This is a genomic window from Paraburkholderia sp. RL18-101-BIB-B (assembly GCF_046026985.1).
GTDB lineage: Bacteria > Pseudomonadota > Gammaproteobacteria > Burkholderiales > Burkholderiaceae > Paraburkholderia.
Window position 1 is genome coordinate 353,127 of sequence record NZ_JARESV010000003.1, and the last position, 12,739, is coordinate 365,865.

Genomic DNA, 12,739 nt, shown 5'->3' on the forward strand with positions numbered 1-12,739 from the left:
ACAACGGACGCAAACACGGCGCACACGCACCGCGTCCATTCACGCCAGCGACACTTGCCGCGCGCAAAGTTGGCCAACTTGTCATCGCGCCCTTTAAGTCGGTTTTAAGAGAGCGCGTGGTGTAATATCCGCGAGCGGCTGAATGACGCGCCGCGCGATTTAACCTTTGAGCTGTTTGTCACTCGATATTCGAATCGAACAATTTACGTCGCCGCTATTGCAATCGGCGCGCACGCCCCGAACTCCGGTCCGAACGTTGCGCAGCTTCGCGCGCAGCGGCGTAAAGTAGCAGTTGAATGCAGTTAAGCGCGCGGGATTATTCAGCGCCGTTTACATTCTTTGGAGGTTTTCATGTCGCTTTTTGACAGCATTTCGCGCACGCTTAAAGGTCTCCTGAACGACGCAGCCGATTCCGTGCAGGATCCGTCGCGCGACTCGCGCCAGATCGTGCGCGAACTCGACGAGAGCATCGCCAAAGCCGAGAACTCGCTGATCGAGATCCAGGCGCAAGTGGCCACGCAGCAAAGCAAGCGCGATGTTGCCGCGGACAAGGCGAAGAAATACGAAGACGGCGCGAAACGCGCGCTGCAATCCGGCGACGAAGCGCTCGCCCGCGAAGCCCTCGGCGCGCAAGCCACGGCCGAAGCCGAACGCGATGCGCTCGCGAAGGAACTGACTACGCTGGAGCCGTCGGTGGCGCAGCTCAAGAGTCAGATCGAAGACATGCGCACGCGTCGCAACGACCTGAACGCACGCTCGAACATTCTGCAAGCCAAGCAGCAGATCGCGCAGGCGAAAGACGTGGCAGCCACGGCATTGGGCGGCATCGGCGGCAAGAATCTGTCCGAAGATTTCCAGAAGCTCGAAGACAAGGTCGCGTTGTCGAATGCCCGTTCGGACGCACGCCTGAATTCGGCTGATGTGAAGAGCGGCAAGGCGCTCGAGGACAAGCTCGCGGATCTGAACCGCGGTCCGTCCGTCGAAGATCGTCTCGAAGCATTGAAGAAGCAGATCAATACGCCGGCCCAGTAATTGCGTCGGCAGCAGTACATACCGGCGGCCTTCGTGTGAGCCGCCGGAATCGACTGAAGGAGACGGGCGCAATGCGCCCGGTCCGTAAATGAAAAAATTTCTCGCAACCGCGTTTGCCTCACTGCTGTTCGTGTCGGCCGCGGCGTTCGCTGTGCCCACCGTTCAGCAGATCGAATCGGCCATGTCGCAAGGCAACTGGCAACAGGCCGACGCCGGTCTGAGCGAAGTGCTGCAGGCGCATCCGAACAATGCGCGCGCCCACTATCTGTACGCCCAGGTGCTCGATCGCGAAGGCCGTTCCGCCGACGCGCTCGCCCAGGTACAGCAGGCCAAGACACTCGACCCGCAAATCCGCTTCACGGACCCGACCCGCTTCGCGCAAACCGAAGCGCGTATTCGCAAGGACGCGGAACGCGCAGGCGCCGCGGGCGGCAACACGACCAGCCGCGCGCCCAACCCGTTCGCGCAGCAGCAGACGGCGCCGTCCGTGCAGCAACAGTCGGCGATGGTCCCGCAAGCGCCGCAACGGCATGGTCCGGGCATGGGTATGTGGATCGGCATTCTGGTCCTCGTCGGCGTGATCGCGCTGGTGCTGCGCTGGACCTTGCGACGCGCCCGCACGCAAGGCGATACGCGCGCCGACGACGAGCGTCGCGTGCAACTCAAGCGCGCCACGGAGATGCTCAACACCGTCCGTTCGCTCAAGCTCGATGTGAAGCTCTCCACCGTGCAGGGTCATGAGGCGCTGGAGAAGGAAGTCGAAGCGACTGAAGACCAGTTGCGCGGCCTCGTCGAAACACTGTCGGGCAGCAAGAATCCGCTGCCGCCGTATCAGCTCGACGAACTCGAGCAACGCCTCGGCAGCATGCGCGCGCGCCTCGAAGGCCGGCCCGATCCGTATGCCGCGCCGGCCGCCAGCTCGCAGCAGCAGTCGCCGTATGCGCAGGAAGCCGAACGTTTCGGCAATCCGCCGCAAGCGCCCTATCCACAGCAAGGACCGTATCAGCAACAGCCGCCTGTTATCGTGCAGCAAGGCGGCGGCGGTTTCGGCGGCGGCATGGGTGGTCTGCTGACCGGTGTGCTGCTCGGCGAAGCGCTGAACTCCGGGCGTGAGCGCGTGGTTGAGCGCGATGTGGTCGTCGACGACGAAGCGCGCCGCCGTGGCAACGATGGCGGCAATGGCGGCGGCCTCGACTTCGGCCAGGGTTCGAACGACTGGAACGACAACGGCGGCGGTGTCGACCTGGGCAGCAGCGACGACTCCGGCAGCTGGAACGACAACACCTGAGCTTCGCTGCGCGGCTGAAATTGAATCAGCCGGACAAGCATGCGTCACGAAAACAGGCTCCATTACGGAGCCCGTTTCGTTTTGGCGATTCGTTTAAGGCTTCACACGTGTATCGGTGCCAACGCCCTTTCCGGCTCGTGCTGCGCCATCAACACCGCCCCCGCGAACAGCCTGACGATGAAGCGCTCCGCATACGCGATCAGCGCATCGCGGCGCGCGTCGTCCGCGTCGTCCGCGTCGATATAGTCAGCCGACAGATGAAAGAGTTGCAGCACGATCTGCGTGCAGACTTCGTCGACGGTTTCACGCGTAAGCGTCGGCATCAATTCCAGTTGCACCACGTCGTCGGCCATTTCCGCCGACACCTCGTGCAGGTTCGCGCGCACCGCCTCGCGCAATGCCCGCGATGTACCATGATATTCGGCGAGCGCGCTCAGAAACGCCTCGCGGTTTTCCAGCGCGAACGCAAAGAACGCGACGCAGGCGCGACGCGGCACGCTATGCGGTTCGTCGTGCGCGGCGAGCCAGCGCTCACGCCGCAGCATCGGCCGCAAACGGCGGCTCACGGATTCGACGGCTTCGCGCGCCAGATCGTCGAGCGTGTCGAAATGACGATAGAACGTATTGGGATTGAGCCCGGCCTCGCGCGCCAGTTCGCGCAAACCCAGGCTCGTAAAACTGCGGCCGCCGGCGGTCAGACGCAACGCGGCTTCGATCAGTTTGCGCTTGCCGGCCGGCAATTCCTGGCCCGCGGCAGCGCCGTGCTCCGCGGCGGCTGCCGCTTCCGGTACGGATGTCATGTGTTTTCAATCGATGCGCGCCTGGCGCGTTTAATAGCAGTACTCTAAACGATCTTGACGTCAGGTGCACAGTTGTCTACCCTGCGCGTTATGCTGCAGTAGACACATGTAGACGCCTGAAACTCGCCCCCTGCCGGAGACCGCCGTGACGCCTGCCTCATCCGCCCCACCTGCCGCGCCACGCATCGCGATTATCGGCAGCGGCTTTGCCGGCATCGGCATGGCGATTCGTCTGCTGCGAATGGGCATCACGTCGTTCACGATTTACGAGGCGGCCGGCGATATCGGCGGCACCTGGCGCGACAACACCTATCCCGGCGCGACCTGCGACGTGCCCTCGCATCTCTATTCGTTTTCGTTCGAGCCGAATCCCGCGTGGTCGCGCGCGTTTGGCGGCCAGGCGGAAATCTTCGCCTATCTGAAGCACTGCGTCCGCAAATATGGCGTGGAGCGTTACGTGCGCTGCAACGCGCGCGTGGCTGCGGCCCGTTTCGACGAAGCGCGCCAGGTTTGGCACGTCGAGATCGACGTGAACGGCGTGCACGAAACCATCGAGGCCGATGTGGTGATCGCCGCAAGCGGTCCGCTGTCCCGTCCGGCGATGCCGCGGATTGCCGGGCTCGAACGCTTCGAAGGCAAGCTGTTTCATTCGGCGCGCTGGGACCATGCGTATGCGCTCGAAGGCAAACGCGTCGCGGTGATCGGCACCGGCGCGAGCGCGGTCCAGTTCGTGCCGCAAATCCAGCCGCGCGTCGCGCAACTCGATCTGTTCCAGCGCACCGCGCCTTGGGTCATGCCCAAGCCCGACAAGCCGATCGACGCGCGTGCCCGATGGCTGTTCCACCATCTGCCGTTCACGCAGCGCTTCGTGCGCAGCGCGATCTACTGGCAGCTCGAATCGCGCGCCATCGCGTTCGTGGTCAATCCGAAACTGATGAAGGTGCCGATGAAGTTCGGCCTGAGTTATCTCGAACGACGCGTCAAGGACCCTGCCCTGCGCGCCAAGCTCACGCCGAACTATAGGTTCGGCTGCAAGCGCGTGCTGCTCTCGAGCGACTACTATCCCGCGCTTAGCCAGCCGAACGTCGACGTGGTGACGAGCGGCATCCGCGAGATCGTCGCCGACGGCATCGTGACCGAAGACGGCGTGCATCACCCCGCCGACGCGATCATTTGCGGCACGGGCTTTCAGGTCAACGACGTCGGCGCGCCGTTCGACGTGACCGGCGTCGACGGCGCGGATCTCAGCGCCCTGTGGCTGCGCGACGGGCCGGAAGCCTACCTCGGCGTCAGCGTGGCGAACTTCCCGAACTTCTTCATGCTCGTCGGCCCGAATACCGGGCTCGGCCACAACTCGCTGCTCTACATGATCGAGTCGCAGGTGCAGTACATCGCCGATTGCCTGCGCGTACTGCGTCGCCGCAACGCACGCACGATGAATCTGCGGCCCGACGTGCAACGCGAATTCAACGCGCGTTTGCAGAAGGATATGCAGCACTCCGTGTGGGCGAGCGGATGTCGTAGCTGGTATCAGACCCGCAGCGGCAAGGTCACCGCCTTGTGGCCCGGCTTCACCTTCAGCTTTCGCAAACGGACGCGGCGTGTGCGTCCGCACGACTATCGCTTCGCGCCCTGAGGCCATGCGCTGCGGCTGATGGACTGGGAGAGCGAGACGCCGCCAATGCAATCCGATTCGCGGCCAGGCGAACCACAAAATCGAACTGCACGGGAGACAACAAAACATGGCAAGTATCGACTCCGGCACGCCCGCCTCGACATCCCCGCTGCCGCCGCGCTCGCTCGCCGCGCGCCTCGGCATCACCAGCGTGCCGCGCGACGAATTGCGCCGGCGCTACACGCAAAGCGGCTCCAGATTCGTGAAGATCATGGGCGCCGACGTGCATTACGTCGACGAAGGCAGCGGCGAACTCATCGTGATGATTCACGGCTTCGCGTCTTCGTTGCACACGTGGAATCGCGTCGCCGATGAACTCAGGCACGAGCATCGCGTGATCCGCCTCGACCTGCCGCCGTTCGGCGTGACAGGACCGCTGCGCTCCGGCAGCGGCGAAATCGAAACGATGAATCTGCACACCTATCGGCGTTTCATCGACACGTTCCTGCAGGCACTCGGCATCTCGCGCGCGACCTTCATCGGCAATTCGCTCGGCGGGCTGATTGCGTGGGACTATGCGGTGCGCCATCGCGAAGCCGTTGAACGGCTCGTGCTCATCGACTCGGCCGGCTTTCCGATGAAACTGCCGATTTACATCGCCCTGTTCAACAGCGCGCTGGTGCGGGTCAGTTCGCCGTGGTTGCTGCCTGAAGTCATCGTCAAGAGCGCGGTGCGCAACGTCTATGGCGATCCGCGCAAGATCGACGCGGTGACGCTGCGGCGTTACGTCGAGTTCTTCCACGGTGAAGACACGCGCACCGCGATCGGCAAGATGGTGCCCACGCTCGACTTCAAGGACGTCGACACCGACGTGCTGAAGACACTCGATGTGCCGACGCTGGTGCTGTGGGGTGCGAAGGATCGCTGGATTCCGACTGCGCACGCAGCCGAATTTGCAAGCCGCATTCCGGGCGCGAAGTCGGTCATGTATCCGGGGCTCGGCCATATTCCGATGGAAGAAGCGCCCGAGCGCGTGATGGCCGATCTGCGCGCGTTTCTTGGCACGCGCGGCGCGGATGTTTCAGTTGACGAAGGCACCCGTCGCGCGCCGGCCTGACCTGGCTGCTTTCTTCCTGTTGTTCCAATCATTCGATCGATGCTTCGCGCGTGCACGCCGAGCGGATCTCGCACGCCCTTCCCTCGCGCCGCGCCGACGCGCTCAGCCGCCGCCCAGCAAACGCAACAGTCCCCAGAGAAATTTGCAGAGCATGACGATCAGCTGCCACAGGTGATAGAGCTGTTGCCAGCCCGAAACGCGCGCGAAGGAGTCGATCATCGGTTGCCGGTAAGAAACGGAAAGGTCTACGGGTAAGGCTGTGGATCACAGTTTGACCGCACATCATAACGACTGCGGGATACCCCGTATCAAGTCGCTTGAAAGTCCGCCGTAAACGCATCGAGAAGACGCTGCATCCGTTCAGGGTGGCTGCGCCAACTGAATGCGCCGAGCGCGCCATCAGCAAACTGTTGCATGGGACCAGAGTAAGTGCTTCGCATGGGACCGGAGTAACGCGCAAAGCGCGAACTCCGGCCGACAGCTAAAGCGCCAACTCTGGTCGACCGCTTTGCATGGGACCAGAGTAAGCGCTAAAGCGCCAACTCTGGTCGACAATGGAGACCACCATGACGCGTTTCAGCTTTCGCCGGGCGGCCCGTTCGCACACGGTCGTCGGCGATATTGCCGCGCAAGCCGGCAAACTGGGTATCGAGATCTGCGACGTATCGGGACACGTCGAGGAAGTGGCCGCGCGCGTGCAACGTCAGGCGCAAGTATGCCGCGCGCTGCGCGAATCGGCTGCGCAGACGCTCGCGGGCAATCATCGCATTGCCGCTGCCGCGCGGAAAATGAGCCACGTATCCACTGAAGCCGCGACCGGCGTGCAGGAATCGCAGCAGACGCTCGAAGCGTCGCTTGCCGACATCCACGGACTCGTGGAAGGCGTGACGGTCATCGAAAGCCAGATCGGCGCGCTGCGCAGCGCGTTGGCGCACGTGAGCCGCGTCTCCGAGGAGATCTCGCTGATCGCGCGTCAGACTCATCTGCTGGCGTTGAATGCCGCGATCGAAGCCGCGCGCGCCGGCGACTCCGGTAAGAGTTTCGCGGTGGTCGCGGCCGAGGTGAAGAACCTCTCCGCGAAGACCGCGCAAGCCACCGGGCAGATCGAGACGACGCTGGCGCAGCTCACGCGACAGACCGAGCAGTTGATCAGCGAAGGTTCCGTGAACACCGCGCGGGCGCACCGGGTGCGCGAAGGCACGCGCAAGATCGGCGACGTCGTGCATGCAACTGGCGATGCGATCGCGCATCTGAACGACGAGGCGGGACAGATCGCCGTGCTGACCGGCGAGATCGAATCGCAGTGCGGCGGACTCGAGGCGCAGGTGCTGGAAATGGCGAGCGGCGTCGAGGATTCGAGCGAAAACTTCGTGCAGGCGAAAGACCGTTTGGGGAATCTGCTCGGTGTTTCCGAAACCCTGATCGAACTGACCGCCGCGACCGGTGTGGAAACGGCGGATACGCGTTTCATCGAGGCCGTGCAGCACGCGGCAGCCGCCGTGAGCAAGGCATTCGAAACGGCCGTGGCGCGTGGTGAAGTGTCGCTTGAGGATCTGTTCGATCAGCACTATGTGCCGGTGGCTGGAAGTAACCCCCCGCAGTTTTTGACGCGGTTTACTGCGTTGACCGACCGAGTGTTGCCGGCTATTCAGGAGCCTTTGCTTGATCTCGATCCGCGAGTAGCGTTTTGTGCGGCTGTCGATTTGCGGGGTTATTTGCCGACGCATAATCTGAAGTTCTCTTTGCCGCAGCGTGATGATGATGTGGTCTGGAATACGGCGAATTGCCGGAACCGGCGGATGTTCGATGACCGGACCGGGATTGCTGCGGCTTCACATACCAAGCGGTTTTTGCTGCAGACGTATCGGCGGGATATGGGGGGTGGAGAGTTTGTGTTGATGAAGGATGCGTCGGCGCCTGTTTTTGTTAACGGGCGGCATTGGGGTGGGGTTCGGGTTGGGTATAAGGTTTAAGTTTTTTTGGTTTTGTTCCGGTTTGTTTCTTATTGTGTTGGCCTTCGGACAAAGTTGCACTGTTCGCTTTCCGCATCAAACAACGCGATCTGCAACTGACCTCACACGTATCGGAGAGTGACATCGAGCGGAAGGTCTGCTTGATGATGCCTGGTGATCCTACTCGTACGCCATCGTGAAAGTCGCCAGACCTCGCACCGTGCCGGGGGTCAGCGCGTCGTCCGTACGGACGTACTGAACGGTCAGCGGAATCGTCATCGAACTGCCTGACGCAGTGCCGGCAAACCATTGATTCTGATTGCCCGCCGACGCGGAGTCTGTGCCATAGGCGATAGTCGTTGATCCATTCAGCAGCTGCAGGCCTACGCCCGCCGCGGTAGAGTCTGGCGCAAGGCTCAGCGTGGTGGAACGATTCGAGATATTGGACGCATCGGTGAGCGTTACGCTGACGGCGGTGCCTTGGTCGCAATTGTTTAGTGCGATATTGAATGGCGTGGCTGTTTTCTGACCAGATGCTTTGCGCAAGGTTGTCGAATCGCACGAATCGCACGAATCGCAGGTTAGAAAAAAGGAGGGTTTCCCCCAACGTTGCCCCCGTGCGGGGCAACGCTAATAGACCGACATGAATTGAAGGAAGGCCAACACCACAAGACCAACCCCAATAAAAACCAAAAAATTCAAACCGCCATCACCGCCCGCTTCCTCTCCGCCCGCTGCATAAAATAATTAGCAACCACGACCCCAACAGTCACCACAGCAATAAACAGCGTAGCCAAAGCATTCATCTCCGGATTCAACCCCAACCGCACGCGGGAAAAAACCACCAGCGGCAAAGTCGTCGACCCAGGCCCCGACAAAAACGCCGACAACACCAGATCATCGATCGACAGAGTAAACGACAGCAACCACCCAGAAACGAGCGCTTGAGAAATCAACGGCAACGTAATAAAGAAAAATACCCGCAACGGCGTAGCCCCAAGATCCAGCGCCGCCTCTTCAAGCGAAGGATGCAACTCCTTCACCCGCGACTGCACGATGATCGCCACATAAGAAATACACAGCATCACATGCCCGATCCAGATCGTGAAAATGCCACGCCCGGCGGGCCATCCCAACCACTTGGCCATTTCGATGAACAGCAGCAGCAGCGAAATCCCCTGAATCACCTCAGGAATCACCAACGGCGCATTGATCATCCCGGTATACAGCGTGAAGCCGCGAAACCGCCCCATCCGCGCGAGCACGAAGCCGGCCCACGTCCCAATGATCACCGACGCAAACGCCGTCAACAGCGCCACCCGCAACGACAACCACGCCGCCGCGATCAGCTCGTCATCCTGCAACAACGCCGCATACCAGCGCGTAGAAAACCGCGTCCACACCGTGACCAGTTGCGATTCGTTGAACGAATACACAATCAGACTGACGATCGGTATATAAAGAAACAGAAACCCGATCCCCAGGGCAATCAACTGCAAAATCCGGTTCGGCTTCATCAGCGCCTTTCCTCCATCGCCTTCGCCTGCGCGTACTGGAAAAACGCCATCGGCACCAATAACAGCAACACCATTGCGCACGTCACGGCGGACGCCATCGGCCAATCGGCATTGTCGAAGAACTCATTCCACATCACGCGGCCGATCATCAACGTGTTCGCGCCACCCAGCAATTCGGGAATCACGTACTCGCCCACCGCCGGAATGAACACCAGCAAACAACCGGCGATAATGCCGTTCTTCGAGAGCGGCAAGGTGATCTGCCAGAACGCCTTCCACGGTTTCGCGCCGAGATCGTAGGCGGCTTCCAGCAGCGTCATGTCCATCTTCACCAGATGCGCGTACAACGGCATGACGAGGAATGGCAGATACGAATAGACCATGCCGATATAGACGGCGGTATTCGTGTGATACAGCTCGATCGGCGTGTGAATCAGCCCGATCGACATCAGGAAGTTATTCAGCAAGCCGTTGTTCTTCAGAATCCCGATCCACGCATACACGCGAATCAGAAACGACGTCCAGAACGGCAGCATCACGGCCATCATCAGCAGATTGCGGCTGGCCGGATTCGATCGCGCGATGTAATACGCCATCGGATAGCCGATCAGCAAACAAAACAGCGTCGAGATCGCGGCGACCACCACGGAATTCACGTAGGTCGCGAAATAGAGGCTGTCGGTCAGCAGAAACGCGTAATGCGACAGGTCGAGCGTGATGTGAATCGCGCCGTCCGCGAATTTGGTCAGCTCCGTGTAGGGCGGAATGCCGAGCTGCAAATCGGCAAAGCTGATCTTGACGACCAGCAGGAACGGCACGAGGAAGAACAGCAGCAGCCAGATGAACGGACCGGCCACCACCGCGGTGCGGCCGGTCAGATTGAAACGCCGCACCGGCCACGTGGCGAAAGAATTGAACGAGCGCTTCATGACGTCAGCACCACGCCGGCCGATGCGCTCCAGCGCACGTACACTTCATCGCCCCACGTAGGCGGATCGATCTCGGTCAGCGCGAGGCTCGTCACGTTGGCGATCACGGTTTTGCCGGCGCCGAGTTTCACGTGATAGAGCGAATAGCCGCCCATGTACGCGATATTCGTGACAACGCCCTTGCCCCAGTTGTACGCGCCTTCAGGCGGTTTGCGCGTGAGCGCGATACGCTCGGGGCGCACCGAAATCGTCACCGGCATACCGAGCGGACCGGTGATGCCGTGGCTCACATACAAACGGCACGGCAGGTCGGGCGTTTCGATGAACACATGATCGGGCTCGTCTTCGACGGTATGGCCTTCGAACAGATTCGTCGAGCCGATGAACTCGGCCGAGAAACGGCTATTCGGATACTCGTACACTTCGTGCGGCGTGCCGAGCTGAACGATCTCGCCTTCGCTCATCACGGCAAGGCGGTTCGCCATGGTCATCGCCTCTTCCTGATCGTGCGTCACCATCATGCAGGTCACGCCGACCTTGTCGAGAATGTTGACCAGTTCGATCTGGGTGCGCTGACGGATCTGCTTGTCGAGCGCGGACATCGGCTCGTCGAGCAGCAGCAGCTTGGGCCGCTTGACCAGCGAACGCGCGAGCGCCACGCGCTGCTGCTGGCCGCCCGACAGCTGATTCGGCTTACGCTTCGCGAAGCGGCCCATCTGCACGAGTTCGAGCACGGTCTGCACGCGATCCTTCAGCTCGGCCTTCGGCACACCTTCCTGCTTCAGACCAAAGGCGACATTGCCCTCCACCGTCATGTGCGGAAACAGCGCGTACGACTGGAACATCATGTTGACCGGCCGGCGGTACGGCGGCAATTGCGCGAGGTCTTCACCGTCGATCAGGATCTTGCCCGAGGTCACACTTTCGAGTCCGGCCATCATGCGCAACAAAGTGGACTTGCCGCAGCCGGAACTGCCGAGCAGCGCGAACAGCTCGCCCTTCTTCACCGACAGATTGACCCCTTTGACCGCCACGGTCTCGCCGAACTTCTTCACGACATCGACGACCTGGACGAAGTTCTCCGTGGCGTCGTCTGTAACGGCGTTCAGGCTCGGGGACGGCGCGACAGCCCCTGCCAGCGCGCCCGACTGGTCACTACTCATCACAATGCTTTACTCCGGCGTTTGACGAACAAAGCCCCCGGTGAACACCGAGGGCTTCATGATGATGCTTACCCGTTCACTCTGGCCGCGGGTCAGCGGCCGGACTTGAATTCAGTCCACAGCCGCGTTTGCAGCCGCTGGATTTCCGGCGGCAACGGCTTCAGCAGGAACAGGGTCTTGATGACGTCAGGCGGCGGATACACGGCCGGATCGTTCGCCACGTCCTTGTCCACGTACTTGCGCGCTTCGAGGTTGGCGCTCGGGTAGTAGACGGCGTTGGTGATCGCGGCGTGAACCTGCGGCGTTTCGATGTAGTTGATCCACTCGAGCGCGGCTTCCTTGTTCTTCGCGTCCTTCGGAATCGCCATCACGTCGAACCACACCGGCGCGCCGCCCTTCGGAATGTAATACTCGACCTTGTAAGACTTCTTCGCTTCGACCGCGCGATGCTTGGCAATCACGACGTCGCCCGACCAGCCGTACGCGAAACACACGTCGCCGCCGACCAGGTCGTTGATATAGCCCGACGAGTTGAACTGCGTGATGTACGGGCGGATCTTCTTCATCATCTCGAGCGCGGCGCGGTAGTCGGCCGGGTTCGTGCTCATTGGATCCTTGCCGATGTAGTGCAGCGCGGCGGCGAACATCTGGTCCGGCGCGTCGAGCACGGAGACGCCGCAAGCCTTCAGCTTCGAAATGTTTTCCGGCTTGAAGAGGACGTCCCAGCTATCGAGCGGCACGTTCTTGCCGAGAATCTGCTGCGCCTTGGTGACGTTGTAGCCAAGGCCGGTGGTGCCGTATGCCCAGGGCACCGTGAACTTGTTGCCCGGATCGGCCCCGGCGACGAGCGCCATCAGCGAAGGATCAAGGTACTTCAGATTCGGCAGCTTGGATTTGTCGAGCGGCGCGAAGATACCGGCGGCGATCTGCTTGCCGGCGTAGTTGCTGGTCGGCACGACGATGTCGTAGCCGGAATTGCCGGTGAGGAGCTTGGCTTGCAGCGTGTCGTCGCTGTCGTAGTTGTCGTATTTGACCTGGACGCCGGTCTGCCTTGTGAAGTTCGGGATGGTGTCCTTGGCGATGTAATCGGACCAGTTATACACGTTGAGCTGCGTGTCTTTCGCAGCAGCCGTCAACCACGGCGTCGCGCACAAGACCAGCGCCGCCACCTGCCCCACTACCCGTCTTTTCATTCCGTTCTCCAATCCTGACCGGCCCGTTGCCGACCGTCCCCACCTACGCCGCGGCACTGCGCCCGCGGCTCCCCTGAAAAACCCGAAAAGTACCATCAATTATTGCGCGCTCCAAAAAAATTGCCAGGCTGTC

11 protein-coding genes are annotated in these 12,739 nt (G+C 61.3%); 5 read left to right on the top strand and 6 right to left on the bottom strand.

The genetic code is table 11. The features are described 5' to 3' along the window. The first annotated feature begins 351 nt into the window (after positions 1–351). Both P0D73_RS07430 and P0D73_RS07435 read left to right on the top strand, forming a co-directional pair. Positions 352–1,032, top strand: a complete 681-nt coding sequence (locus tag P0D73_RS07430) for a PspA/IM30 family protein (RefSeq protein WP_132374200.1) — start codon at positions 352–354, stop codon at positions 1,030–1,032. Between the two features lie 88 nt (positions 1,033–1,120). Continuing rightward, positions 1,121–2,320 carry a tetratricopeptide repeat protein gene (locus P0D73_RS07435; protein WP_132374199.1) on the top strand — a complete coding sequence of 400 codons (1,200 nt, stop codon included), beginning with the start codon at positions 1,121–1,123 and terminating at the stop codon, positions 2,318–2,320. Between the two features lie 101 nt (positions 2,321–2,421). Here P0D73_RS07435 and P0D73_RS07440 read toward each other — a convergent pair whose 3' ends face one another. Then, positions 2,422–3,120 carry a TetR family transcriptional regulator gene (locus P0D73_RS07440; protein ID WP_408430615.1) on the bottom strand — a complete coding sequence of 233 codons (699 nt, stop codon included), beginning with the start codon at positions 3,118–3,120 and terminating at the stop codon, positions 2,422–2,424. Between the two features lie 145 nt (positions 3,121–3,265). Between P0D73_RS07440 and P0D73_RS07445 the strand changes: the two genes are divergently transcribed. The 3 genes from P0D73_RS07445 (at position 3,266) to P0D73_RS07455 (ending at position 7,825) form a co-directional block, all read left to right on the top strand. Continuing rightward, entirely contained in the window at positions 3,266–4,756 is a 1,491-nt protein-coding gene (locus P0D73_RS07445) for a flavin-containing monooxygenase (protein ID WP_408287417.1), read from the top strand. Positions 4,757–4,862: 106 nt separating this feature from the next. Beyond that, complete coding sequence (locus P0D73_RS07450; protein WP_408430617.1) at positions 4,863–5,852, top strand: alpha/beta fold hydrolase; 990 nt, start codon at positions 4,863–4,865, stop codon at positions 5,850–5,852. 566 nt (positions 5,853–6,418) lie between these two features. Next, complete coding sequence (locus P0D73_RS07455) at positions 6,419–7,825, top strand: methyl-accepting chemotaxis protein (RefSeq protein ID WP_408430620.1); 1,407 nt, start codon at positions 6,419–6,421, stop codon at positions 7,823–7,825. A 159-nt stretch (positions 7,826–7,984) separates the two neighbouring features. Here P0D73_RS07455 and P0D73_RS07460 read toward each other — a convergent pair whose 3' ends face one another. The 5 genes from P0D73_RS07460 to P0D73_RS07480 all read right to left on the bottom strand — a co-directional run bounded on the left by P0D73_RS07460 (position 7,985) and on the right by P0D73_RS07480 (position 12,606). Continuing rightward, positions 7,985–8,350: a fimbrial protein gene (locus P0D73_RS07460; RefSeq protein ID WP_408430623.1), complete on the bottom strand. Its 366-nt coding sequence runs from the start codon at positions 8,348–8,350 to the stop codon at positions 7,985–7,987. 152 nt (positions 8,351–8,502) lie between these two features. After that, positions 8,503–9,321 (bottom strand): ABC transporter permease subunit, encoded by an 819-nt coding sequence (locus P0D73_RS07465; RefSeq protein WP_132374193.1) that lies wholly within the window; start codon positions 9,319–9,321, stop codon positions 8,503–8,505. Next, positions 9,321–10,250 carry an ABC transporter permease subunit gene (locus P0D73_RS07470; RefSeq protein ID WP_408176150.1) on the bottom strand — a complete coding sequence of 310 codons (930 nt, stop codon included), beginning with the start codon at positions 10,248–10,250 and terminating at the stop codon, positions 9,321–9,323. Before P0D73_RS07470 ends, P0D73_RS07465 begins: the two co-directional genes overlap by 1 nt. Further along, positions 10,247–11,413, bottom strand: coding sequence for an ABC transporter ATP-binding protein (locus tag P0D73_RS07475; RefSeq protein ID WP_408430626.1), 1,167 nt, complete (start codon positions 11,411–11,413; stop codon positions 10,247–10,249). The genes P0D73_RS07470 and P0D73_RS07475 overlap by 4 nt, the downstream gene beginning before the upstream one ends. Positions 11,414–11,505: 92 nt before the next feature. Further along, a complete protein-coding gene (locus P0D73_RS07480; protein WP_132374191.1) occupies positions 11,506–12,606 on the bottom strand; it encodes a polyamine ABC transporter substrate-binding protein in 1,101 nt (366 codons plus the stop codon). Between the last annotated feature and the right edge of the window lie 133 nt (positions 12,607–12,739).

What these genes read in the sequence shown, in the direction of transcription:
- P0D73_RS07430 (WP_132374200.1), top strand. Translation starts at nt 352, where the DNA reads ATGTCGCTTTTTGACAGCATTTCGCGCACGCTTAAAGGTCTCCTGAAC.
- P0D73_RS07435 (WP_132374199.1), top strand. Translation starts at nt 1,121, where the DNA reads ATGAAAAAATTTCTCGCAACCGCGTTTGCCTCACTGCTGTTCGTGTCG.
- P0D73_RS07440 (WP_408430615.1), bottom strand. Translation starts at nt 3,120, where the DNA reads ATGACATCCGTACCGGAAGCGGCAGCCGCCGCGGAGCACGGCGCTGCC.
- P0D73_RS07450 (WP_408430617.1), top strand. Translation starts at nt 4,863, where the DNA reads ATGGCAAGTATCGACTCCGGCACGCCCGCCTCGACATCCCCGCTGCCG.
- P0D73_RS07455 (WP_408430620.1), top strand. Translation starts at nt 6,419, where the DNA reads ATGACGCGTTTCAGCTTTCGCCGGGCGGCCCGTTCGCACACGGTCGTC.
- P0D73_RS07465 (WP_132374193.1), bottom strand. Translation starts at nt 9,321, where the DNA reads ATGAAGCCGAACCGGATTTTGCAGTTGATTGCCCTGGGGATCGGGTTT.
- P0D73_RS07470 (WP_408176150.1), bottom strand. Translation starts at nt 10,250, where the DNA reads ATGAAGCGCTCGTTCAATTCTTTCGCCACGTGGCCGGTGCGGCGTTTC.
- P0D73_RS07475 (WP_408430626.1), bottom strand. Translation starts at nt 11,413, where the DNA reads ATGAGTAGTGACCAGTCGGGCGCGCTGGCAGGGGCTGTCGCGCCGTCC.
- P0D73_RS07480 (WP_132374191.1), bottom strand. Translation starts at nt 12,606, where the DNA reads ATGAAAAGACGGGTAGTGGGGCAGGTGGCGGCGCTGGTCTTGTGCGCG.